This window comes from Cupriavidus sp. F041, from assembly GCF_057814235.1.
In genome coordinates this window covers 2,659,179-2,683,576 of record NZ_JBVASY010000001.1, presented here as the reverse complement: position 1 = coordinate 2,683,576, position 24,398 = coordinate 2,659,179, and the positions used below count along the sequence as shown (strand labels likewise).

21 protein-coding genes are annotated in these 24,398 nt (G+C 61.3%); 13 read left to right on the top strand and 8 right to left on the bottom strand.

Annotation, left to right across the window (positions count from 1 at the left end; genetic code table 11):
* Nucleotides 1–8 precede the first annotated feature (8 nt).
* Nucleotides 9–785, bottom strand: coding sequence for an enoyl-CoA hydratase-related protein (locus ACZY0R_RS12230; RefSeq protein WP_488858616.1), 777 nt, complete (start codon nucleotides 783–785; stop codon nucleotides 9–11).
* A gap of 241 nt (nucleotides 786–1,026) precedes the next feature.
* Here ACZY0R_RS12230 and ACZY0R_RS12225 point away from each other — a divergent pair, with 241 nt between their 5' ends.
* The 6 genes from ACZY0R_RS12225 to oiaK all read left to right on the top strand — a co-directional run bounded on the left by ACZY0R_RS12225 (nucleotide 1,027) and on the right by oiaK (nucleotide 7,864).
* Nucleotides 1,027–1,680 carry a TetR/AcrR family transcriptional regulator gene (locus tag ACZY0R_RS12225; RefSeq protein ID WP_488858615.1) on the top strand — a complete coding sequence of 218 codons (654 nt, stop codon included), beginning with the start codon at nucleotides 1,027–1,029 and terminating at the stop codon, nucleotides 1,678–1,680.
* A gap of 235 nt (nucleotides 1,681–1,915) precedes the next feature.
* On the top strand, nucleotides 1,916–2,644 hold the full coding sequence (locus tag ACZY0R_RS12220) for a transcriptional regulator NanR (RefSeq protein WP_488858614.1): 729 nt from the start codon (nucleotides 1,916–1,918) through the stop codon (nucleotides 2,642–2,644).
* Between the two features lie 302 nt (nucleotides 2,645–2,946).
* A complete protein-coding gene (locus tag ACZY0R_RS12215) occupies nucleotides 2,947–4,299 on the top strand; it encodes an MFS transporter (RefSeq protein WP_488858613.1) in 1,353 nt (450 codons plus the stop codon).
* A 48-nt stretch (nucleotides 4,300–4,347) separates the two neighbouring features.
* Nucleotides 4,348–5,178 (top strand): D-apionate oxidoisomerase, encoded by an 831-nt coding sequence (apnO, locus tag ACZY0R_RS12210; RefSeq protein ID WP_488858612.1) that lies wholly within the window; start codon nucleotides 4,348–4,350, stop codon nucleotides 5,176–5,178.
* A 71-nt stretch (nucleotides 5,179–5,249) separates the two neighbouring features.
* A complete protein-coding gene (locus tag ACZY0R_RS12205) occupies nucleotides 5,250–6,494 on the top strand; it encodes a ribulose-bisphosphate carboxylase large subunit family protein (protein ID WP_488858611.1) in 1,245 nt (414 codons plus the stop codon).
* Nucleotides 6,491–7,864 (top strand): 3-oxo-isoapionate kinase OiaK, encoded by a 1,374-nt coding sequence (gene oiaK / locus ACZY0R_RS12200; protein WP_488858609.1) that lies wholly within the window; start codon nucleotides 6,491–6,493, stop codon nucleotides 7,862–7,864. Before ACZY0R_RS12205 ends, oiaK begins: the two co-directional genes overlap by 4 nt.
* Before the next feature lie 340 nt (nucleotides 7,865–8,204).
* Here the strand turns inward: oiaK and ACZY0R_RS12195 are convergent, their stop codons facing one another.
* Entirely contained in the window at nucleotides 8,205–8,906 is a 702-nt protein-coding gene (locus tag ACZY0R_RS12195; RefSeq protein WP_488858608.1) for a hypothetical protein, read from the bottom strand.
* 198 nt (nucleotides 8,907–9,104) lie between these two features.
* On the bottom strand, nucleotides 9,105–9,323 hold the full coding sequence (locus ACZY0R_RS12190) for a hypothetical protein (RefSeq protein ID WP_488858607.1): 219 nt from the start codon (nucleotides 9,321–9,323) through the stop codon (nucleotides 9,105–9,107).
* A 76-nt stretch (nucleotides 9,324–9,399) separates the two neighbouring features.
* Here ACZY0R_RS12190 and ACZY0R_RS12185 point away from each other — a divergent pair, with 76 nt between their 5' ends.
* Entirely contained in the window at nucleotides 9,400–9,828 is a 429-nt protein-coding gene (locus ACZY0R_RS12185; RefSeq protein ID WP_488858606.1) for a DUF4431 domain-containing protein, read from the top strand.
* Between the two features lie 414 nt (nucleotides 9,829–10,242).
* Here the strand turns inward: ACZY0R_RS12185 and ACZY0R_RS12180 are convergent, their stop codons facing one another.
* The 3 genes from ACZY0R_RS12180 to ACZY0R_RS12170 form a co-directional block, all read right to left on the bottom strand.
* Nucleotides 10,243–12,489 carry a xanthine dehydrogenase family protein molybdopterin-binding subunit gene (locus ACZY0R_RS12180; RefSeq protein WP_488858605.1) on the bottom strand — a complete coding sequence of 749 codons (2,247 nt, stop codon included), beginning with the start codon at nucleotides 12,487–12,489 and terminating at the stop codon, nucleotides 10,243–10,245.
* A gap of 10 nt (nucleotides 12,490–12,499) precedes the next feature.
* Nucleotides 12,500–12,973 carry a (2Fe-2S)-binding protein gene (locus tag ACZY0R_RS12175; protein ID WP_488858604.1) on the bottom strand — a complete coding sequence of 158 codons (474 nt, stop codon included), beginning with the start codon at nucleotides 12,971–12,973 and terminating at the stop codon, nucleotides 12,500–12,502.
* Between the two features lie 189 nt (nucleotides 12,974–13,162).
* A complete protein-coding gene (locus ACZY0R_RS12170; protein WP_488858603.1) occupies nucleotides 13,163–14,257 on the bottom strand; it encodes an NADH:flavin oxidoreductase/NADH oxidase in 1,095 nt (364 codons plus the stop codon).
* Between the two features lie 174 nt (nucleotides 14,258–14,431).
* Between ACZY0R_RS12170 and ACZY0R_RS12165 the strand changes: the two genes are divergently transcribed.
* The 3 genes from ACZY0R_RS12165 (at nucleotide 14,432) to ACZY0R_RS12155 (ending at nucleotide 18,336) form a co-directional block, all read left to right on the top strand.
* Nucleotides 14,432–15,349 carry an AraC family transcriptional regulator gene (locus tag ACZY0R_RS12165; RefSeq protein WP_488858602.1) on the top strand — a complete coding sequence of 306 codons (918 nt, stop codon included), beginning with the start codon at nucleotides 14,432–14,434 and terminating at the stop codon, nucleotides 15,347–15,349.
* Between the two features lie 1,233 nt (nucleotides 15,350–16,582).
* Entirely contained in the window at nucleotides 16,583–16,780 is a 198-nt protein-coding gene (locus tag ACZY0R_RS12160) for a hypothetical protein (protein ID WP_488858590.1), read from the top strand.
* Nucleotides 16,781–17,325: 545 nt separating this feature from the next.
* Nucleotides 17,326–18,336, top strand: coding sequence for a CAP domain-containing protein (locus tag ACZY0R_RS12155; protein WP_488858600.1), 1,011 nt, complete (start codon nucleotides 17,326–17,328; stop codon nucleotides 18,334–18,336).
* Between the two features lie 291 nt (nucleotides 18,337–18,627).
* On the opposite strand, the gene ACZY0R_RS12150 is transcribed toward ACZY0R_RS12155, so the two are convergent.
* Entirely contained in the window at nucleotides 18,628–19,911 is a 1,284-nt protein-coding gene (locus ACZY0R_RS12150) for an MFS transporter (protein ID WP_488858598.1), read from the bottom strand.
* A gap of 208 nt (nucleotides 19,912–20,119) precedes the next feature.
* Nucleotides 20,120–21,160: an alpha/beta fold hydrolase gene (locus ACZY0R_RS12145; protein ID WP_488858596.1), complete on the bottom strand. Its 1,041-nt coding sequence runs from the start codon at nucleotides 21,158–21,160 to the stop codon at nucleotides 20,120–20,122.
* 109 nt (nucleotides 21,161–21,269) lie between these two features.
* On the opposite strand from ACZY0R_RS12145, the gene ACZY0R_RS12140 reads away from it, so the two are divergent.
* The 3 genes from ACZY0R_RS12140 (at nucleotide 21,270) to ACZY0R_RS12130 (ending at nucleotide 24,224) form a co-directional block, all read left to right on the top strand.
* The gene (locus ACZY0R_RS12140) at nucleotides 21,270–22,307 is read left to right on the top strand and encodes an AraC family transcriptional regulator (RefSeq protein WP_488858595.1); all 1,038 of its coding nucleotides are present in this window, start codon (nucleotides 21,270–21,272) and stop codon (nucleotides 22,305–22,307) included.
* A gap of 415 nt (nucleotides 22,308–22,722) precedes the next feature.
* Entirely contained in the window at nucleotides 22,723–23,637 is a 915-nt protein-coding gene (locus tag ACZY0R_RS12135; RefSeq protein ID WP_488859661.1) for a TauD/TfdA dioxygenase family protein, read from the top strand.
* Nucleotides 23,638–23,747: 110 nt separating this feature from the next.
* Entirely contained in the window at nucleotides 23,748–24,224 is a 477-nt protein-coding gene (locus tag ACZY0R_RS12130) for a 2,4'-dihydroxyacetophenone dioxygenase family protein (protein ID WP_488858594.1), read from the top strand.
* Nucleotides 24,225–24,398: the final 174 nt, after the last annotated feature.

The following is a 24,398-nucleotide window of genomic DNA, read 5'->3' as shown; positions in this document are numbered from 1 at the left end:
CTTGGCACTCAGGAAAAACGGGAGAAATCGGGCTGGCGCCGGGCGAAGAAGGCGGCAATCGCCTCCTGCATCTCGGCCGAGGCGAGGCCGGTCTCCAGCGCCTTGGCCTCCGCCGCCATGGCAGCGGACAGGCCAGCGCGATGCCCTGACTTGAGCAAACGCTTGCTCGCCCGCATGGCGGCGGGCGGCAGCGCGGCCAGGGCCGCCGCCGTTGCCTCGGCGCGGGCCATGCACTGGTCCGTTGGCAGGACGCCGTTCACGATGCCGGCACGCTGTGCGGTGACCGCGTCAAAGGGCTGGCCGAGCAGGGTCAGCTCGGTCGCCAGGCGCATACCGGCGTGCAGCGGCAACAGGTAACTGGAGCCGAACTCCGGCACCAGGCCCAGCCTGGTGAACGGCAATTGGAACTTCGTGCCCTCGGCGGCGAAGACAAAGTCGAAATGCAGCAGCAGTGTGGTGCCGCCACCGATGGCGTTGCCGTGCACGGACGCAACGATGGGCTTGTCGAAATCGTCCAGACGCGCCAGCAGCCGTGCGAATGCCAAGCGCAGATACCCTTCGGGCAGCGGACCGGCCTGGAAACCATGCAGATCGCCGCCGGCGCAGAAGCCCTCGCCTTGCGCATATAGCAGCACGACCCTAGTCTGGGCATCCCGCTGCGCTTCGTATAGCTGCTGCTCGAGCCCGGCAAACCACGCCTCATTCATCACATTGCGTCCATCGGCTGCGCCGAATGCCAGCTTGAGCACACGCCCGCTGCGCTCGGCGCGGAAAATGTCCGTCATTGGTCTCCTCCTTCGGAATGGCTTGCCACCGCGGCCAGGCTCAGCGCCTGGCTCCGGGTTGCTGTCCGACAAAGTCTAGAGGCCTGTCATTAAAAAATCAAGTGATTGGTTTTTAATGATCTACAATGCTGGAAACGCACCAGACAACGACTACGCCTGCGGCCCTCGGCCGCGGTTCGGGCGAGGTGCCTGCGGGGCCTCGTCTAGAATGGCGCCTAACCACGAACCGGCAGAAGGACACATGGCGCGACCCAAACGCGAGGACATCAACGACGTCAACCGCCGCAATGACCTGGTCATCGCAGCGGCGGTGCTGTTCAAGGAGAAGGGCTACCACGGCACCACCATGCGCGACATCGCCCGGGCCACCAATATGCAGGCGGGCAGCCCCTTCTATCATTTCGCCAGCAAGCAGGATTTGCTGTTCGCCGGTGTCGAGGAAGGTTTGCGCGGCTGTCTGGCGGACCTGGAGGCGATCGACGCAGAGGCAATGACCGCCCTGGACTACTTCCACGCGCTGGCGCGTGCTCACCTCGGGCGCCTGCTGGAAACCCAGAGCAGCGTGGTGCCGTTAGTGGCAGACGAATGGCGCTACCTGGAAGGCGAGCAGCTTGAGGCCATTCTGGCCCTCCGGCAGCGCTTCGAGGCGCTGTGGCAGGCCGCCTTTGTGCGCCTCAAGGACGCTGGCCTGACCCACCGCGCCGATGCGATGGCTTGCCGCTTCTTCCTTAGCGCCCTGCATGGCACAGTAGGCTGGTACAGCCCCGGCGGGCCGCTGACGCCCGAGCAAATCGCGGACGAGCTTGTCTCCTGCACGCTGTGCCACGCAACCTGCGACGACGCGCAGCCGCCTGCCAGGGACCCGGTCAAGCCGAGGAGCGATGCCCTCGATTGACAAGGCAGGCAGCGCCAGGGATCAGGCCTTGGGACCCGACACTTCCAGCGGCTGATGGCACGCGTGGAAAGAACCGGCGACAAACGGCTCTCCCAGAGTGGCTAACTATGCACCTGCGGGCTACGCCCGTTCCGACCACTGTGTCTGGGACGCCATTCGAAAAATACGGTGTTGGCTTTCTTGTCCTGCTGTTCATGCCATCATATGGTCTGATGACATAAAGATCTCATGGAGCATGGCAACAAGCGACCCCATTCAACGGCGCCGACTATTTGAGGACGTGCTGGACAGGCTCACCGAGCGCATCCGCAACGGTGAGATCGCCCCAGGCGAACAGCTTCCTGCCGAACGCGATCTCATGGAGTACTACGGTGTAGGTCGACCAGCCATCCGCGAAGCGCTCCAAGCATTGGAACGCGCTGGAATCATTGAAATTGCGCACGGCGAGCGCGCGCGGGTCGTCATCCCTACCCCCCAGCGCCTGATTCAGCAGATCGGGGCCGGCGCACAACATTTGCTGCGATCTGACCCGGACTCGCTGGAACACCTGAAGGGCGCGCGCGTATTCCTGGAATGTGGAATGGCGCAACTCGCCGCCGCCAATGCGACGTCTGAGGACATCGAACGCCTGCAAGCCCGCTTGGAAGCACAGCGCGAAGCCAAGGACGACTCTGCGCTTTTCCTGACGCGCGACATGGCCTTCCACAGTGAATTGGCACGCATAAGCGGGAACCCCATTTTTCCCGCCATTGTGCAGGCTTTGTTCGAATGGGCGCGCGAATACTACCGGGGGATCGTGCGCGCACCCGGCGCCGAGGAGTTGACCCTCGCGGAACACCAGCGTGTCGTCGACGCAGTGGCTTCCCATGATGGGGAAGCGGCTGCACGCGCCATGCGTGATCACCTCACGCGAGCCAACGCGCTCTACCGAACCCTGAACGGCTCTAGGGCAGATATCTCGTAGCCGCCCCTGCTTTATTAGCTCGCGTCGCCTGGTTATCGCCCTTGCCAGGTCTCGGCCGGCTGTTGAAGCCGGCCCGCCCTTCCCCCCCCCCCCGGCACTGGTTCACGCCAGCGATCTCTCCGGCATTCGCAGTCTCCTCCAAGCGCCATTTCGCTCCCCATTTACGGGCTCGCGTAAACCCCGATAAAATGCTTCTTGGCGTGATGGTGTACTCATCATACCATTACACCACGACAGCAGCAGAAGACTGCGTCGAGACGCCGTCCGACGACCGTGCCGGCGTGCGACCAACAGGAGACAACGTGGAAAACACTGGAACCACCGCCGTCGAGCGGTCCGCGATCCGCAAGGTATCGCTGCGGCTCGTACCGTTCATTGCGTTGATGTTCTTCATCAACTTTCTGGACCGGACTGCCATTTCATTTGCCGGCCCCAACGGCATGACGAAAGACCTGGGCCTGACCGCCGCGCAGTTCGGTTTTGCTGCCGGGGTGTTCTTCGTCGGCTACATCCTGCTGGAGATTCCCAGCAACCTCGCGCTTCACAAATACGGCGCCCGCCGCTGGCTGGCGCGCATCATGGTGACCTGGGGTATCGTCGCCATCCTGTTCACCTGGGTCAGCAGCATCGAAGGCCTGTACCTGCTGCGTTTCCTGCTGGGCGTTGCCGAGGCAGGATTCTTTCCCGGCGCCATTCTCTTCCTGAGCATGTGGGTACCGGCACGCCATCGCTGCCACGTGCTGGCGCTGTTCTATCTGGCGCAGCCCCTCACCATCGTCATCGGCGCACCCGTTGCCGCGCTGCTGATTGAGGCGCACGGCCTGTTCGGGCTTGCTGGCTGGCGCATCATGTTCTTCGGCGTGGCAGTGCCGGCGATCGTGGTTGGCGTGATCACGTGGTTCTACCTGGCCGACAAGCCCGCACACGCCAAATGGCTGACCCCTGCCGAGCGCGCCTGGCTCAGCGAAGAGCTCGACAAGGAAGAGCAGGTCAAGCCTCACTCGCACGGCCGCATGGCTGGCCAGGCGTTGCGCGACGGCCGCGTCTGGGTCCTGGCGCTGACTTACTTCGGACTGATCTACGGTCTGTATGCCCTGGCGTTCTTCCTGCCCACCATCATCGGCGGCTTCGAAGCGCAATACGGCACCAAGTTCGACGTCTTCCAGAAGGGCTTGATCACGGCCATCCCGTACTTGCCCGCGGCGCTCGCACTGTTCCTGTGGAGCCGCGATGCGACCCGGCGCGGCGTACGGCCGTGGCATGTGGGCGTGCCCGCGCTGATCGGTGCCGTCAGCATCCCCGTGGCGCTGTACATGCAATCGCCCGCCGCGACCATAGCTGTGATCACCGTGACGGCCTGCGCCATTTTCTCCGCCCTGCCTAACTTCTGGTCGATCCCGGCGCGCTTCCTTTCCGGCGCCGGCGCCGCAGCGGGTATTGCACTCATCAACACCATTGGCAATTTTGCGGGCTTCGCCGCCCCGTTCGTGACCGGCACGGTCAAGGACGCGACCGGCTCCTACCAGGTGCCCATGTTTATCGTCGGCGGTTTCATGCTGCTATCCGCCGTGCTCATCTTCGCCATCTCCGCCAGGGAGAAGCAGGCCGCGCCGGATCGCAACGGCGTGCTGGAACCGACAGCCAACCTGAAATGAACTCGCAGTGCATCGGTATCACGATGCCTGCCTAACTGGAGAAATAGCATGAAAGAGAAAATCGCACTGTTTGGCGCTGGCGGCAAGATGGGCGTACGCCTCGCCAAGAACCTGCTCAAGTCGGACTATCGTGTGAGCCACATTGAGGTGAGCGAGATTGGCAAGAAGCGCCTGAAGGATGAGCTCGGCATCGAATGCGTGAGCACAGAAGCCGCACTGGACAACGTCGATGTAGTGATTCTTGCTGTGCCCGATACCATCATCGGCAAGATCGCTGCCCAGATCGCCCCGCAACTCCGTCCCGGCACCATGGTCATGACGCTCGATGCCGCCGCCCCGTTCGCGGGCCACTTGCCCGACCGGCCGGACCTCACCTACTTTGTCGCCCACCCCTGCCACCCGTTGATCTTCAACGACGAGACCGACCCCGAGGCGCGCCGCGATTATTTCGGCGGCGGCGCCGCGAAGCAGTCGATCACCAGCGCGCTGATGCAGGGTCCGGAGGAAGCCTTCGACCTGGGCGAAGCCGTGGCGAAGGTGATCTATGCCCCGATCCTCCGTTCCTATCGCCTGACCGTTGACCAGATGGCCATACTGGAGCCGGGCCTGTCGGAGACGATCTGCGCCACGCTGCTCTATGTGATGCGCGAAGCGATGGATGAGACCGTGCGTCGCGGCGTGCCGAAGGAAGCGGCGCGCGATTTCCTGCTCGGTCACATGAACATCCTCGGCGCGGTGATCTTCAACGAAATCCCCGGTGCCTTCTCCGATGCCTGCAACAAGGCCATCGAGTTTGGCAAGCCGCGCCTAATGCGCGACGACTGGATCAAGGTCTTTGACCGCGAAGAGATCGCCGAGAGCATCCGCCGCATTACCTGATCCCACGGCCAACCAAAGCGAGCAATGCTGCCGGGTCGACCGGCAGCAGGAACCAAGAGCAGGAGCAAGCAGTGAGCGAACGAATCTACGCCAGCTACTGGCTGGAAACCGGCGACGACCCCCGGCGCGCGGCCGAGGTCATCGCCGGCGAGCAGTCGAGCGGCACCTTTATCGCGTTGCCGAACGAAACGCCCGAACTGAAGCAGCGCTCGGGAGCGCGCGTCGAGCGCCTCGAAGTCCTGGAGACAGTCGACAAGCCGAGCTTGCCTGGCGGGATGGCAACCGATCTCTATCACCGCTGCGCGCTGCAGATCTCGTGGCCGCTCGAGAATATCGGCCCGTCGCTGTCGAACCTGATGTCCACCATCGCCGGCAATCTCTTCGAGCTCCGGCAGGTCAGCGGACTGCGCATCACGGACCTGCAACTGCCGGCTTCGTTTGCCCGCGCCTACCAGGGCCCGGCTTTCGGCATCGACGGGACACGAAAGCTGGCCGGTGTCTCAACCGGCCCGCTCATCGGCACCATCATCAAGCCGAGTGTCGGGCTTTCCGTCGAACAGACGGCACAGCAGGTCCGGGAATTGGTGACCGGTGGCATCGACTTCATCAAGGACGACGAACTGCAGTCGGACGGCAGCTTCTGCCCCTTCGACGAGCGCGTGACAGCGGTGATGCGCGTGGTCAACGAGGCGGCGCAGCGCAATGGCCGCAAGGCGATGGTAGCGTTCAACCTCACCGGCGACCTGGACCAGATGAAGCGCCGGCACGACCATGTGCTGGCACAGGGCGGAACGTGTGTCATGGTCTGCCTCAACTCGGTCGGCATCGTCGGGCTGCAGGAACTGCGCCGGCACAGCCAACTGCCCATTCACGCCCATCGGGCGGGTTGGGGTTATTTGTCACGCAGTCCCGCGCTCGGCTGGGACTACGCCCCCTGGCAGAAGATCTGGCGGCTCGCCGGCGCCGACCATCTGCACGTGAACGGCTTGCGCAACAAGTTCAGCGAAGCGGACGAAAGCGTCATTGCTGCAGCCAAAGCAGTGCTCGCGCCAGTCATGCCCGAGGCCGCCATGCCGGCCATGCCGGTCTTCAGCTCGGGCCAGACCGGCTTGCAGGCCGAAGACACCTACCGGGCGCTGGAAACGACAGATTTGATCCACACTGCGGGCGGCGGCATCTTCGGCCATCCGGCAGGCGTCTCCGCCGGCGTGGAAGCCCTGCGCGAAGCATGGGTCGCTGCCGTCAACCATATTCCGCTGGCGCGGCATGCGGCCACCAGCAGCGCGTTGCGCCAGGCCATGGAGTTCTGGCAATGAGCGCATCCGCGACTGCCGGCCTGCCTCCGGGCCTGCTGCTGACCTACTACGGCGACGACTTCACCGGCTCCACCGATGCCATGGAGGTCATGGCAGCGGCTGGCATTCCCACCGTGCTATGCCTGGAGCCGCCCACCCCCGAACTGCTGGAGCGCTTCCCTGAGGCACGCTGTGTCGGCCTTGCCGGCTCCGCGCGCGGCCGTAGTCCCGAGTGGATGGAAACAGAGTTGCCAAAGGCCTTCGCCAGCCTGAAGCAGCTTGGTGCGCCGGTCCTGCAGTACAAGATCTGCTCGACCTTCGATTCCTCGCCAACCATCGGTTCGATCGGCAAAGCCATCGACCTGGGCGTGCAAATAGCCGGCGGTCGATGGGTACCGATGGTGGTTGGCGCGCCGCGGTTGAAGCGCTATCAGTTGTTCGGCAACCTGTTTGCCGCCATCGGCGGAGCAGGCTATCGGCTCGACCGCCATCCGACCATGTCGCGCCACCCTGTCACGCCGATGGCCGAGGCAGACTTGCGCGTACACCTAAGCAAGCAGACGACGCGCCCGATCACCCTGGTTGACATGGTGCAACTACATGGAGGAATGGGATCCGAGCGCATTGCCGCCCATCATGGTGACGACGCGCCGGTCGTGATGATCGACGTGCTGGACGCTGCAACGCTGCTTGCCGCGGGTCAACTGGTGTGGGAAGGCAAAGGCAGCGGTGTGTTTACGGCATCCTCGTCTGGATTGCAATATGCGCTCACGGCATATTGGCGCCAGCGCGGGTGGATTCCGCAGCAAACTGGCCTGCCTGCCGCCATACCCGCATCGGTCATCGCAGCAGTGAGTGGAAGCTGCTCGCCGGTGACGGCCGCACAAATCGAGTGGGCTGCCCGTAATGGCTTTGCCACCGAACGCTTGGACCTCTGGAAGATCCTGCGGGCTGCAACCGCGCACGCGGAAATCGAGCGTGTGGTCGCGTTAGCCTGCAACAGCATCCGGCAGGGGATCAGCCCGCTTATCTACACCGCAAAGGGACCAGATGACCCGGCCGTTATCGGCTTTGATGCCCTCGCCCGCGACGCCGGCCGCACCCGGGCCGATGCCGCGCGGTTGGTGGGTACCACGCTGGCGGAGATCATGAAACGCTTGCTGGATCGCACCGAACTCAGGCGAATCGTTGTGGCAGGCGGCGACAGTTCCGGCGAGGTGGCCAGCATGCTCGGCATCGCGGCGCTGGCGGTCGAGGCCGCGATGGCGCCGGGCGCGCCCCTTTGCCGCGCCTTTTCGCGTTTGCCGCAGCGGGACGGCCTGGACATTGTCCTCAAGGGTGGACAAATTGGCGACGATTCGTTTTTTGGCAAGGTTCTAACTGGTGGTTGATTCAGCGGCTGACGGAGGGCCCTTCCCGGCCCCATTCCAGCCGTTCGGTCTAGTCAGGCCCAACGGCAGAGTTGGGTCGGGAAGAGACGACTGGGTTGCAGCGGGCGGAGGTCCCTTCCCGGCCAAGAAGCGTCCTTCACCGGCACCGACACTCGGGCATCCATGCGTCAGTTCTACCGAGGAAGCGGCCATTCAATTGGTGATGTTGAAGGTTGCATCATCGGGGCCGGCTCGGTCATTGACCCACGGAATGCCGCAGGCCCGGAGCACTTCGCTACCGACCCGACGGCGCTGGAATACTGGCACAGCAAACAGGCCGCGCACTATTTGGTAAGGCCACTTAGTCAAGAAGTTTGGAGAGCACTTTGGGCAAGGATTTCCATGCTTCAGCTTTCTCTTTGCTGATATTCACTAATCCATCCCCCACAAACATTCTTGCCAAGTTCTTGACTGCAGCCGAACTTAATACATCCGCTTCGTCACGAACCCATGTGAGCCTGTTTCCTGCGCCACTAGATATACTCTTAAAGCGAGAGGAACGATCTGGAATTGACGCAAATGACTCAAATGGAAGATTCGTCCCGAGCACGAACACATCCTCACTCGGCAGATCCCCACCCCACCAACGTGTGCATTGCAAGGAATCGACAACGTACCTAATCGTTTTTTTGTTATCCCTACAAAGCCAATGTATTCCTTTCCGCTCGTTGTCGCTAGAAAGATTTATGAAGGGGGAATATTTCCCTAGCGGAGATTTTGTATTAATCTCGGTAATTACTATGCATCCAGCCTCAGATCTAAGGACTAGTGCCGGCAACTCCTGTATATAGATTACAGCCCCTGGTTCTCTCAAGGGCTCGGCATAATCCTCCGCACTCTCCATGGTGGAGTGCATGCAGCCATTCTGATGCAACCTTACTTGAGTATTATTCCAAGCATTCCTTTTTATGTAGACATAATATAGGCAAACACTATGCGCCGACTTGGCGACTGCACTACCCAGCCGACGAAAGCTCCTATCCTTGTAGAGATTCAGCTTCATGTTATCTCTCCCCCCGAGTGAGATTAACGCCAGCTTGCATCCTGCAGCGACTTTCGGAAAGGCAACATCGGACAGAGGGGCCATAGCCAGAAGTATTAGGACTGCTCCAGCCGAACCCGGCCCGTTAAGATCCCTCAGGCCGTGAAGAGACGATGGTCGCCGCTCACCAGTGACCGATCCCACCCGATTTCCTGCAGGTCAACCTATGGTCGGATGCTGACCGAGTCGGCCGACCAACGGCAGGCGGTCGGCCGCGAGGGGATGACCGTTGGACTTTGAGAACAGCCATTGCCGTCGTGGCGGCACGGATGACGGCAACGGGTCGGGAAGAGACGACTGGGTTGCAGCGGGCGGAGGTCCCTTCCCGGCCAGGAACAGACCTTCGACAATCACGTCAAGATCGTCGACAATTTGCATGCTCTCCTTGTGCGTGACTTTTGGGCGCTCGTTAGCCTTCGGAGCAGATGTCGATTAATCCAATTACCTGGCGCTTATGAAGCTTATCCGTCTAGCCTTCACTCTCGCTTTGTTCTGCACGGTATTCGCCAGCAAGGCGGCTGAGCCCTCACCCTCGATCACGCTCGAGGGAATCCTGGAGATCGGGGAGTTTTATGGACCGCCCAATTATGGGGAGAATCCAGGTGCCGACCGCATCGAGCGTTCGCTGTACCTGCAGTTGCCCGCCACGCCTTCGACGCAGTTGTCCAATTCCGAGGCGTTAGCCACGTTTGGCCCTGAGGCCCAGAAAACATATTTTATTCAGGTCGTTGTTCACGACCCCGAACGGTCGACGGCCGAAACGGCAATCGGTCACAGGGTACAAATCGTAGGTGTTCCGTTTGTGCCTTTAACAGGTCATCACAGAACACCCTTGCTAATAGACGTGAGATCGCTCAAGCGGATTGATGCGCGGAGTTGGTAGGCCTTTCGAACGGCCGCTCCTGGAGTCACCCAGTGTCCCTTGTGGGTCGGGAAGAGACGACTGGGTTGCAGCGGGCGGAGGTCCCTTCCCGGCCAGTTACGGCCGTTGGCCCATGCTTTCAGGTGGACATTCGAACGTCGGCTACGCCCAGACAACGGACCTTCGCGCGTCGACCCTATCCGGCGCGTCGTCGGCCATTGCGCACGGTCATGCCTCGGTTCAGCTCGCAATCGAATGGCTGCTCTGCGGCTCCATGAGCCAACTGCCTTCGGTCCCGAGCGATCCAGGCGGCCGAGGAGACTCGCCTTTGATGCGTGCGACGATAATGGGCACGACTGGGCACCCCGGCGTCTGCCAGATCGGCCCAGCGGGCTGTGCAGACAGAGGAGACCGGAATCCCCCAATGACGTCCGGTCAGGCCAAATTGAAGGGCAACTGGCGCTGGGGCTTGCCGGTGAGGCGTGCAATGGCATTGGCAAACGCTGGAGCAAGCGGCGGCAGGCCCGGTTCGCCCATGCCGGTGGGTGGGTCGGCGCTGGGCACGATGTGGACATCGAATGCGGGGGTGTCAGTGATGCGCGCCACGGTGAAGTCGCCGAAATTGCTTTGCTCGACGACGCCGTCCTTTAGCGTGATGGCCGAGCCTGCCATGCACATGGACAGAGCCATGACCGCCGCACCTTGCACCTGCGCCTCCACGGTCCGAGGATTCACTACCAGGTTGCAATGCACGCCAGCGGTAACACGGTGCAGCACCGGGCGGCCATCCCGCACCGAGGCCTCCACCACGTAAGCCACCACTGAGTCGAAGGACTCGTGAACAGCGACACCCCAGGCGCGGCCTGAAGGCAGTTGCTTCTTGCCATAGCCGCTCTTGTCCACCGCCAGTTGCAACGCGGCATGGTGCCGCGGATTCTTGTCACCGAACAGGCCCATGCGGTACGCCACCGGATCCTGTTTGGTGGCGCGCGCGATCTCGTCCAGCAAGGTCTCCATGACGTATGCGGTATGGGTGGATCCCACGCTGCGCCACCACAGCACCGGTACGTTCGGCTTGGGATGGTGAACAGTCAGGCGCATCGGTAGCGGGTAGGGAGCACGCATACCCTCCGTGGCCGTTGCGTCGATGCCGTTCCTTATCTGGAATTCCCCGAACACAGTGCCGGAGGTGATGGATTGCCCGACGATGACGTGGTCCCAAGCCAGCACCTTGCCGCGCTCATCGAAGCCGATGCGTGCACGGTGCAAGTGCATGGGGCGGTAGTAGCCGCCCTTGATGTCGTCCTCGCGGCTCCAGAGCGTGCGCACCGGCACGTTCATGCCGGCGGCGCGAGCAGCCTTCGCAACCTCGCAGGCCTCGACCACATAGTCGCTCGTGCCCACGAAACGCCGGCCAAAGCCGCCCCCCGCCATTTGCACATGGATCTTCACCTGCTCGGGCTTGAGACCCAGCGCACGCGCGGCAGCGACACCGTCGAGACCCGGGCACTGGGTGCCGACCCACAGCTCGGCACGCACCTCAGACAATTGGACGGTGCAGTTCAGCGGCTCCATTGGCGCGTGCGCCAGGTATGGGAACACGAACTCGGCTTCGAGCTGCCGCGCAGCGGTGGCCAGCGGTGTCATGTCGGCGTCAAACTGGCGTGGGCCGGGGCGACCGGCCAGGTCGCGGTACTGGGCCAGCAACCGTTCGCTGTCCACCTTCTCCATCGCGCCTGTATCCCACTGCAACTTCAGTGCGTCGCGCCCCTGCTTGGCAGGCCAGTAGCCGTCGGCTACTACCGCCACGCCTTCACCGCCGCGGTCCAGCGGCACGCGCAACACAGCCCTCACCCCCTTGACGGCACGCGTGGCGCTATCGTCTATCATGTTCAGTCGGGCGCCGAACATTGGCGGATGCGCGACCACGGCGGTGAGCTGACCAGGGAGATGCATGTCAATGCCGAAATCCTGGCGCCCACTGCTCTTGGCGCGCGCGTCGAGGCGCGTCGTGGGGCGCCCAATAATGCGGAAGTCCTTCGGGTTCTTAAGGGTGACGTTCTCGGGCACGGGCAGGGTCTTCGCGGCCTCGGCCAGCTCGCCGTAGGTCAGCTTCCTGCCGCCCGGCCCTAGCACGGCCCCGGCCTGGGTACGCAGCGTCGACACGTCCATGTTCCAGCGTGCCGCTGCGGCAGACAGCAACATCGCGCGGGCACGCGCACCGAGTTCCCGGTACTGCATGAAGCTGTTCTTGACCGAATGGGAGCCGCCTGTAAGGTGAATGCCGAAGAGCGGGTCGACGAAGGCCGCGTCGTTCGAGCCGTGCCGGCTACGCACCAGGGCCCAGTCGGCGTCTAGCTCCTCGGCGAGAATCATCGGCAACGCGGTCTGCACACCCTGGCCGAACTCCAGCCTGTTGACGGTCACCGTGACCTCGCCACTGGGGGCGATCTGCACGAAGGCCGATGGCTGCTGCGTCGGCTTCAGTGCGCCGGTAGCTTGATCTTTGCTGGTGTCTTGCCCTATCGCCAGATGCGGGAAGGCACCGAGCGCCAGGCCGGCAGTGCCCGTCAGTTTCAGGAAGCTACGGCGCGACAGCCTGGCGGCATTGTCGGCGTGGTCTCGCTCCAGCATATGCTGAAGGGCGCGCGGCATTTCGCTGTAGTCAAAATTGGGCAACATGGCGGCTCCTTCAGGCGACGGACTTGGCGGCATCGGCCACCGCGGCGCGGATGCGGGCGTAGGTGCCACATCGGCAGATATTGCCCGCCATGGCGGCGTCGATCTCGGCGGCGGTTGGTTGCTTGCCACGAGGGAGCGATTTCAGAAAGGCGGTAGCGCTCATGATCTGCCCGCTCTGGCAGTAACCGCACTGCGCCACATCGTGCTTGACCCAAGCCACATGCACAGCGGTTCCGACCCGGTCGCTGCCATCGGTGGCGGCTTCGATGGTGCCGATCTTCCTGCCCTCGGCGGCTGAGATCGACGTAATGCACGAGCGGATGGCCTGCCCGTCAAGATGCACGGTGCAGGCGCCGCACAACGCGGCACCGCAGCCGAACTTGGTGCCGGTCATGCCAAGTGTGTCGCGCAGGGCCCATAGAATGGGCGTGCCGGGATCGGCGTCTACCGTGTGCTCACGGCCGTTGACGTTGAGCTTGCTCATGTTGGGTCGGTTCTTCGTAGGTTTTCATTCCCGCGCGCGTGCCGATGGCGTGCATCCCGGGGTGCGCTTGGACGTTTGATTTGGCTGTCTTCCTACTCTTCTTCATGATCTGCACCTTCAATGCCTTTACGCCTTGGCGCGTCAGTCAAGCGCTCCTTGGCTAGCCCGGCCATTGCTGGTAGCCAGCTCTCAGTTGGCCCAGTTCTGCAACCAGAAGGCGTATGGTGTGGGCAACACCGACGCCGCATTCTCGACCTTGAGATCGCGTGCCGCATGGAACGGCCAATGCGGATTTGCCAGCAGGGTACGAGCGAAGAAGATGAGGTCCAGTTGCCCCTCGCGAACAATGGTGTCGGCCTCTTGCGCGCTGGTGATCTGCCAGCTCGTTGCAACTGGCAGGCCGGTTTGCAAGCGAATCCGCTGTGCGTAGGGCACCAGGAAATTGGGCCCCCATGGCACCTGCTCTTCCGAGGTCGACAGCGCAAGTCCCGCGTCGACGAGATCCAGGCCGGCATCCTTGAACCACTTCAGGACCTGAACAGACTCCGCGAGCGTTTCATCTTCTCGTCCGTCAAATTCCACAACACCCAGGCGCGCAGTCAGCGGAAGGCTTTCCGGCCATACCTTTCTCACTGCGGCCACCGTCTCGATCAGGAAGCGAGCGCGATTCTCCAGCGAGCCGCCGTAGCGGTCGTCCCGCGCATTGGAGTGAGTGGACAGGAAGTTCTGGCCGAGAAAGCCATGGGCAAAATGAAGTTCCAGCCACTGGAATCCAGCCTGCAGGGCGCGGCGGGCGGCATCCACGAAGTGCTGCTGCGTGTGCTGGATGTCCTCAACGCTCATCTCGCGAGGCATATGCGGGCTGGAGGGCATGAAGGGCACCGCGCTTGGCGCCACCGGCTGCCAGGCTCGCGGGTCATTCGCGTCCAGCGGCGCACCGCCCTCCCAAGGCGGAGTGCAGCCGGCCTTGCGACCGGCGTGGCCAATCTGGATACCCGCTGCGGCGCCGGCGGCCTTGATGGTCTTGGCCGCAGATGCGAAGCCTGCAATGTGAGAGTCACTCCACAGACCCGCATCGCCAGGCGTGATCCGTCCCTCCGGCGACACGGCCGTCGCCTCAACGATGACGAGTCCAGAGCCGCCGCGGGCCAGCGTCGCGTAGTGACTCTGGTGCCAGTCGTTGAGGTGCCCGTCCTCGGCCATGTACTGGCACATCGGGGAGACGACGATGCGGTTACGAAGGGTGACGCCCTTCAAGGAGTAGGGCGAGAAAAGGGACGGCATCTGGAAAGCTCCGGGTAAGGATCAACGGGAGCCAGTTTGAGGGATTGGGCGTCGAAAGCGTTTGCCAAATCCGCCCCACTTTTTACACAATCCGACGAATAGCCCTGTATCCGGGTAAGTGGGCTCCAGCCCGGTGCTAGACTCCGAGCAGCAATCCGAGGGCTGAGAAGGACGATGAGCGCGAGCGACAGCAATAGAATTCCCGTCAGGGCTGCGGGCATTGATGCCCTGGTCGAGGCAATCACCCGGATTGCCCAATGCGATGGCGACTACTTCACTGCAATTTCAGGCTTGACTCTCCACCGCAGGAGCGCCGCCGCAGAACCCATGCCGTGCATCTACGGGTTCGGCCTCGGTGTTGTCGCTCAGGGCGGCAAGCAGGTCATGCTAGGCGATGACGTATTCAACTACGGTCCCGGGCAATCCATGTTGACCACGATCGACTTGCCGGTCGTGTCGAATGTGACCGTAGCTACGCCGGCTGCTCCATTTCTTGGCCTGATGCTGGCCATGGATCCGCGCGTCATCGTGCAACTGGCGGCCGAGATGGAATTGGCGCAGCCCCCGAAGGAGAGTTCAGACCGGGCAATTTCATTCAGTGACCTCGAGCCGCATGTCCTGGATGCATTGATCCGCCTCGTTCGACTGCTCGATGAGCCAAAGCTGATACCCCACGTCGCCTTGTTGATTCAACGGGAGATCGCCGTGCGCCTGCTGGCGGGGGCCAATGGCCCGTCACTTCAAATGTTGGTGGCGACAGGTTCACCGAGTCAGCAGATCGCCAGGGCGGTGGCCTGGCTCAAGTTGAATTTCGCTCAGACTCTGCGCGTCGACGAACTTGCGGCGACTGCACACATGAGCCCATCTACGTTTCGGCAGCACTTTCGCGCCATCACCAGGACGAGTCCGCTCCAGTACCAGAAGCAATTGCGTCTTCAGGAGGCGCGTCAGCTAATGCTCAGCCAGAACCTCGACGCGGGAAGCGCAAGCCTACGGGTCGGGTATGAAAGTGCATCACAATTCAGTCGAGAATACGCACGCCTTTTCGGCGCTCCTCCATTGCGTGATATTCAGCGGATGCGCATTGGGTGAAAAGCAAACACAGTCGTCTTGGCATGGGAGCCCATTTGGTAGGCCTGCGAGCGTTGGAAAATCGCAATTCATGGCGCGTCGGCGAATGACCGCTTGGTGGTCTCTAGAACCCGTCGTCGCTGCGGATCCGAAGGTCCGCGAATGGTCGAGAGCGGCGGATCGGCGCTCTGCAAAGCGGACGCTCCTGATGGACCAGGAAGGCCAACTGCTCATCGGCAGCTTTGGCCGATGAAGCGACGATCGCCAGCATCGAGTTGGATGACCGGCTGCCACCCCTCCTCACCGCCCGTTCGGCGAGCGGAGGCTGGATGGCGGCCTCTTCGGCCTTTTCAACAACCAGCAGCCTCCCCTTCTCGGCCCGTGCATCGTTCCGTTCCCACTGCGATCAGCCAGTCAGCGCAACAAATGCCTCATAGAGCATTTCACAATGTGCCGCAATTATTGGCTGGGAATAATTATTGGCATCCAATAAATTGGATTAATCGACGATGAATCACTTTTCCGGGTGGCGGGCCTTAGTGGTGTAACGCTACTAAGAGCGGGCGTCATGGAAGAGTCAGGTTTATCGCGCGATCCGCGAACGGCAGCGGGCATCGTTGGACACATAGAGCGGACGTTCAACCGATTGCCTCGCCTCAGCGTGTCGAACGCCCGGAATGGCCGATAAGCCGCCCTTGCCCGATAAGGCGGCAGACGGCTCTCCCCGGCCAGTATCGGTCGGTGAGGACAGTGTGCAGATCGTCGACAATCCGTCGGCACCGACACCGCGCACTCGCCGCTTCAATTACTAACAGAACTGCATCAGGAAATCGGTCCATTAGAAGTTTTCCGTTGTCCCATTCGAACGAGCTCATGCAGCTAGCCGTGATAACTGGCGGCTACGGCAACATGACTGCTCGATACCACCCGCGGCACGGTCTTAACGCAGACACTGCGCGACCATTTCGCACAGACTACGCCGCTTCCTCTCCATGAAACACTCCGTCTGCAACCGGTCTGATCCCGTGGCCGACGGCTCTGTGTTTTTAAATAACCAACAGAAGATTGTCACGTGTTGGAATAAAGCCAACATGCCGCATACCTTGAGTCGCTGGCAAAGAAGCGGGAGGTTTTAAATTTCTATATTAAAGAGTATGTTACGCCGCAGCGCGTGCCGGAGGCGAGTTGGCACAGATCGTGCGTAGTAGTTTAGCGAGCGTAAATTACTGCTCAAACCCTGATTGGAGATTCGAAATGAACACGCTGACTATTGTTGACCTGCATCAGGAGGACGAACTGTCCCCTTCCCAGATGACCCGTGTCGTTGGTGGACACGATGTAGCCAAGGAAAAAGCACTTGTTGCGCTCTACGGTGTTATTCACGATATAGACAGTTTATTGAATACACCTGACCCAGCACCCGCGAACGTGCCGATGAAGTTGCCTAAATGATTATTCGACCGTTGACAAACGGCGCCGGTAGAAGGCAAGGATACGAGTCTGCCATAAGGGCTGGATTACCGGCCCTTATGTTTTTGGCTGCCGCCGGCCTCGTTCCGTCCGACGCGTTTCACCGACTGTAGAAAAAAGTTAATGCCTGGCCTAGCCAGCCATAAGACACCAGATGGCCGAATCGGCCCAACGTTGAATGACCGCTTCGCGGAAGATTGAAGGACCGAAATGGGTCGATCTGCGACCTTCGTTCTCCCCGCAGGTTGGCGATAAGCTGTTTTTCCTATGGTGCCGCCACCCAATTGCAGGGTCAAACACTAATACTCAGATCCCTCTCCGTGGGCACCCGGACAGTCTCTAGGTTCTTGCATCTGCATGGGCGCCGACGGCGCGCCCTACCCACTCCCCCAGCTAGTCGCACCAGGCGCGCATGCTCCTGTGCACGAATCTTCCCGATATCACGTTAAGCCTCTGGAAGCGGACTTGCCAGGGTCACCCGCGGATCCTTAGCCCCGCTTGTACAGACCTAAAATAACCGGAAAAACGTGAAACAGAGCCTCTTCGCAATTGCCGCGATGTCTACCTTCGTCGCGGTCTGCGCCAGCATTGGTAGCGCTGGCGCCACCCCTCCAACGATTGCTTCAAACCTGCCACGCACACCGACCATCAGGAAGGAACCGTCTTCTTCTGCTTCGACTGTGATCGCGCTCACATCCACTTACTCCAGAACCGACCCGCGCCTCGAATTCTTCAATGCGCTCAACTCCCTGCGCATCGCAATGGGTGTAGGCGCGTTGCGGCAAGACGCCGCCCTGGACGCCGCGGCCGAAAACCACCTGGAGTATATGGAGCTCAACGCGGTGATGAGCCACACGGAGATCCCCGGGAATCCTGGTTTCACCAGTCCCGATCCGTACCAGCAAGTACTCACCGTAGGCGGCTGGCACAAGCAATGGGTTGGACAGAATGCCTACAACGGCGAGATTGGCCGCTGTCTTGCCTCGATGGCGAACTCGGTCTACCACCTGCAAGGGATTACCAGCAATCAGGAGACCATCGGCCTCGCCATGCATGACAATTACTGCGTGACGAACTTTGGTGTGGTGACCGCAGCCGGAACCGGCGGCTATGGCCTCGCCCAGTGGGGCGGCCAACAACTGCCTCCCGGCACTGGCGCCCACTACCCAGCCGACAATGCCAACGTCCACGGCTTGTTCATTCCTGGCACCGAGATCCCGAATCCAGCGCCCGATCTGGCCAGAGCCGGTCCCCCCATCATGTTCCGCGTCAACGTTGAAAAGCCATCTGACGTGCTGACAGTCTCGAACTTCATCCTGACGGGGCCTGGCGGCAGTCGCGTACCGGCTCGCATCCTGGTGCCTGCCGAATCCAAGGCTGGCTCGGTTGCTTCGGCTGTCGAGGACGCGAGCTTGTTTCGAGGGGTAGTGTTCCTGCTCCCCACGCAGCCCATCGCTGCCGGCACATACACAGCGACTTTCGTCGGCTCGCGAAATGATGTGGCGATCAACAAGTCCTGGAGTTTTACGGCATACTGACCAGCCTCTTCCGCGTCTAGGCAGGCCGAGAATGCATCAAACTTTGCCCCCTGTCTTCTTTGGGGATTTTGTGGACTACCCCGTGATTTTCATACCCGGTACGACAGGTCGCCCGGCGATTGCGGTCGTCGCTTGCCGGCCAGTTTGAGTCATCCGAAGTCGGTGCGTCGGATGACCGAGTACGTCGAAAGAGACGATCGCAAATTCGGCTCGGAAGGCCGTTCTCGGGCGAAGAGCGGCCGTTCATAAGTTGCAACTGGCAACGTCAATAAGAACTTCCGCAGCCTTGTGTCAGCGCTCGCCGCGCAGATGACGCACGCCAATCAGCAAGACGACGGCGGACGCGACACTGGCGAGTGGCAATAGTTGCAAGGCGGGCGCCAGGCCCAGTCGGTCTGCCAATACTCCCGTCACAATGGAACCTGGCGCCAACCCAAGAATATTGAAGGCCAAGGCGAGCGTTGCCATGGCTGTACTGTGAATCGCCTTGGGCGTCAGATTCGCAACCATCGTACCGCTCGGGCCAATAATGCCAGCGCTAAAGAACATTGCCAATGCGATGAGAGTGAGTTGAGCTGAGCCGGCGGGAAACTGAAATGCCGCGAACAGCAATGCTCCGCAGGCCAAATTATAGGTGATCGCCAAGAGTATTTTCCGTCGCGGCGAACCACGTCCCAGGCGATCGGACAGTGCGCCGCATAGGGGCATTCCGCATGCGGCGCAAAGGACGAAGACCGCCGCGACGCCGCCCGCCCTGCTCAGTGGCATGTCATAGACTCGATTCAGGAAACTCGGCAGCCAGGCAAGCAGGCCTCCGTTGATGAATAGCTGCAGCCCGCTGCCGATATAGACGCAGATCAACACCGGAGAGGAGAACAGGTCCCTCAGCAGATGTCTGACGCGGACGGTCGCCAGCGATTCAGTTTGCGTATTGCCGGTTGATTGACCTTTCTCCCCTTCGATCCGCGATGGATTGGCGACCATCATATAGAGCAGGGTCAGCGTGATGCCAAAGATCGCCATACCGACGAATGCACTCCGCCATCCGAACTGGCTTGCCAGTGAGCCGCCAAGCCCGATCCCCATTACCGACCCAACCATGCTGCCCGCCATAAATGCGCCAGCTACCATGGAGGTGTGCCGGGGCGGAAACATGCTGATGAGAATGGCCATGCCAACGCTGGCGTAAGCGGCTTCGCCGAGACCGACCAGAAAGCGCGCTGATAGCAACGTGTAATAGTTGTGCGACAGGCCGCAGAGCAAGGTGGCGATGCTCCAGATCGCCGCCATTGCGGTCACACTGCGTACACGCCCCCATCGGTCGGCGGCAAGCGAGAGTGGGAACGCCAGGATGCCAACAGCCAGCGAGACAATGCCGCTGAGCGCCCCGAGCTGAGTGTCGGACAGGCCCCACTCCGCCTTTAGCTGCGGAAAGACTGCGTTGAGCACTTGCCGCGACATATAGTCGGACAAGAGCAGTCCGAATGTCAGCGCAAAAATGACCCATGCATAGCCGCGAATGGATCGCGGCTGCGCACCGTCATGGCATGTTGTTTCTTGAATAGTCAGTGCCACAGTTCTGTCTCCTATCTTTGCTGCTGCTAATGCCATCAGTGCGCAGCTTTCTCTTTGCTTCCGGTGTCCGCGGCGGCGTACGCCTAGCTTCCCCACGGCCGCTAGATTCACCCCTACGGCGGCTCTCAGGGAAAGTGAAATCTGCCCTGTGCTCAGCCGTCATGTCGCTGGACGCCCGAGCCGGGCCTCCAGCCGAACCACCTGGACGCTAGCGCTCGAACTGCTCGAGAAATTCCAGGAGCAATTCGTTGACTTGATCGGCGCGTTCTTCCGCCGCGGCATGGCCCACGCCGGGTAGCAGCACCTTCTTCTGCAGTCCGGGTAGATAGGTGTCGAGCCGGTCGTAGATACCGCGGATTTCGATCGGTTCGAGGGAAGGGTCGGCAGCGCCACCGATGAACAGGCTCGGCTGACGGACCACCGCGCCGTCCAGAAACGCTGTGATTTCCCAGTTCCGGTCGCGACAGCGGTAGTAGTTCAGCGCACCGGTAAATCCTGTGCGCGTGTATTCATCGACGTAGTAGTCGATCGCTCGTGCGCTCAACCATGACGGGAACTCCTTCGGCTCAGTGAAGGCGTTGAGAATGGGCTCGCCGGGTTCGACGAACAGGCGCCAGCGTTCGGCGCCGACGGCGCTGCCGGAGACCGAGTAGAAGACGCTACGCAAGGTCTTGCGCGGATCGCTGGCCAACTCGCGATCCGGCTTGCCGATCTGCTGGAAGTACAGGTGGTGGTACACCCGGCCCTTCGCCATTTCCCGCAAGCCGACGGTCGGTTTGATCTTTCCGCGTGGTGGCACCGGAGTATTGAGCATCACAAGGCCGCGGAACAGGTCCGGCCTCATCATGGCCGCCGCTTGAGCCACCCATGCGCCCAGATCGTGTCCGACGATCACCGCGGACGTTTCACCCAAGGCCGCCATCAAGCCAACCATGTCGCCGACTGACTGACTCATGTCGTAGGCTTCAATGGCATCTGGCCGATCGGTTTGCCCAAATCCCCGTTGATCGGGGACGACCACCCGAAAGCCGGCCTCGGCCAACGCCCCGATCTGGCGCCGCCACATGTACCACAGGTATGGAAAACCATGCAGCAGAATGACGAGCGGGCCCTGCCCCTCGTCGATGTAATGCATGCGTATGCCATTGACTTCGGCAAAGCAGTGCTTGAATGCTTCGGGGTCGTCGGCATCCACTTGCCCCAATGCGGCGAGCGGCTGACCGATACGCCTTGCAACTCTCTTGTCCATCGTCTACCTCCATCGTTTGAAGTTCTCGGCCTCTAAGGTAGCCTGACAGGCTGTTCTGCACTAAGCTTGTCAGGACAGAATCTTGTGAAATTGGGACAGGTGACGATTCATGCATGCCCTAACGCGAAGTGCCAGCCTGACCGACTATGAACACGTGGCCCGTTCCGTGGGGCTCGATCCGTTTCGGATGCTGCGGATGGCCAAGCTGCCGGCCAAGGTCCTCGACGATCCGAATCTGATGATTAGTGCCGATTCGGTGGGGTGGCTGCTGGCGGAGTCGGCGCGCCTGTCCGGCCAGGAGGCCTTCGGACTGTTGCTCGCGGAAACGAGAAGCCTGGCCAACCTGGGCATGCTGGCGCTGGCGATCCGGGAAGAGCCCACGCTGCGCGCAGCGATGCAATCTTGCGTCCGCTATATGCGCCTGCACAACGCCGGGGTGCAATTGCGGCTTGACGACGCAGGCGACGTGGTGCTGCTGCATGTGGGCGCGAATATGCAGGGGGGGCATGGCGTCTGGCGCCAGACTATCGAAATGTCGACCGGGATCGGATTGCGGATGTTTAGCGTGCTGAGTGGCAATACCTTCCGGCCGTTAAGGATCAGTTTCACCCATGAGCCGCCCGCCAGCCTTGAAGTGCACCACCGCGTGCTGGGCACGGCTATCGAGTTTTCACAGGAATGCAATGCCATCGTTTGCCGCAGGCGCGACCTGGACATGCCCATCCCTGCTGCAGACCCGACGCTGAATCGCGCGGTGAAGCGATCGCTGGACATGCAGTTGGCCAACCTGCGCGACGAGCCGGCGCAGCGGGCGCGCCAGATCGTCAGGATGCTGCTGCCGAGCGGACTTTGTTCCGTCGATCAAGTTGCCCAGCATCTTGGCATGCATCGACGCACCCTTAACCGGCACCTCGCGGCCGAGGGTGAGAGTGTCACAACGATCATCAATGCTGTACGCATTGAACTCGCCGAGGAGTATCTGGCCAACCGCAAACGCAAATTGTATGAAGTCGCCGAACTTCTCGGCTTTTCCACTGCCGGTGACTTTTCGCGCTGGTTCCGCGCCCAGTTTGGCAAGACACCCTCGGAGTGGGCCGCCCACTACCGGGAGAGCAAGGCGGCCGCCGGACCCATCTCGCGTAAGTAGGAAGGCAGGTTCGGGGTCGGCTCACGCGCCCCTCCGTCATCCGGGACAGCCACACTGCCTGAACCAGCCGCACCCCATACGTTCCTGATGCTACAGATCCCCGCCCGATCCCGCGATTGCCGGCGTTACCGCCCGGACTGCGCGGGGGCGCTGTCGCTTTCCGCTTTCCGCTTTCCAGCCAAGCTCCTGGCCACGTGTCCCAATATGCTAATAAATTGTCCCGTCAAGCCAATGGCATCGCGGCCGTAATACGTAATATGAGTTCCGTTGCCCGACGGAACGGTGCCGGCCCCGCTCACAGGGGCAAATGACATCCGCCGGACGCACATATTGCGCGCCGCCGCACCAGCATAGATTGGAGACATCAATGACAGCAACCGCCGTAACCCAAGACGCGACGTCACAAGCCACACCCATGGCACCGGCTATTATCCGACCATCGGTGCGTCAGCATTCGATCAAGGTGGAGATTTGCACGCCCGCCATCGGCGCCGAACTCAGCAACATCAGCCTGGCTGATGCCGCCCTAGATCCTGACGCCATTGCCGAAATCCGGGCGCTGTGGCTAAAGCATAAGGTACTGTTCTTTCGCGATCAGAATATCTCGCCGATGGAGCAACAGAACTTCGCCGCGCAATTCGGCGAACTGGAAGGCCATCCCCTTGCGCCGAGCCATCCGGAGGCGGACAAGCTGCTGATGCTGTACCGCAATCTCGACCCGAGCAAGCCCAAGAGCTTCGTCGAAAAGGCCAGCCGCGAAAACCTCTGGCATACCGATGTCACGTTCAAGAAGGCGCCGCCCCGCGGCGCGGTGTTGCGCTGCGAACTGGGTCCGGAATCCGGCGGAGACACCATGTGGTCCAACATGGTGATGGCCTACGAAAAGCTGACCGACACCATCAAGCAACGGATCGACGGTTTGTACGCCAAGCACAGTGCCGAGCATACGTTTGGCGCCCAGATGCCGATCGAAGAACGTCACGCGATGGCCGCGAAGAACCCCGCCGCTGAGCACCCGGTTGTCCTCACCCATCCGGAGACGGGCGAAAAGGTCCTGTTCGTTAACTCGACGTTCACGACGCATTTCTCGAATTTCTTCAACTTCGAGGACATCCGATATGGCCAGGACTTCATGCCGGAGGCCCATCATCTGATGAACTATCTGACCTCGCAGGCCGCGATTCCGGAATACCAGGTACGCCTGAAGTGGAGAACCAATACGGTTGCCATGTGGGACAACCTGCAGGTTCAGCACTACGCAGTGGCTGACTATGGCAATGCGCCAAGAAAGATGCTGCGCGCCACCCTCGCGGGGACCCCGCTGGCCTGAACCGAACGGGTCACTACGACAAATCCAGGGCTTCCCGCCTGTCGCAGTTGCGCGGGCAACCCTGCCACCTTTACCAATTTTCGACCACAACAACACCAATGGAGACAGATATGCTTTACGAACACGTCGACACCGCAGTCATCGATGGCGAGTCGCTGCCGTGGGTACCGTTTACGCCTTATGCAGAAAACGTCCTGCTGAAGTACTTCAAGCTTGACCCAATCCGGGGTGAATGGATCGTCATGATGAAGTCACCGCTCGACATGCAACTGCCCAAGCACCACCACACCGGTACGGTCATGGTCTACACGATCGAAGGCAAGTGGAAATACAAGGAGCACGACTGGGTCGCCGGGCCCGGCAGCGTCGTGTATGAGACCGCCGCATCGACGCACACGCCTGAAGTTGTCACGGAAGGCGGGGGCGGATATGTGGTCACACTCGTTCAGGTAACCGGCGATCTCCTGTTCCTCGACGAGAACGAAAACATCGTCGCGTTTGAAAACTGGAAGACCGGGCTGCAGCGCTATCTTACCTATTGCGAGCAGCATGACATCAAGCCGAAGGACCTCACGGCATTCAACTGATCTGGATTTCACGGGGACGCCCGATATCCCCCCGGGTCCCCGTGTCATTCCGTGCGTCGCCCGCAAGACGCAACAGACGGTACGGCCATATCAAGACTCCGGCACCACGCCGAGTCATCGCAGGTCAATGGCGCCGAGAAGATGGCTGCGTGCACCGACTACGCAGCCCATTCC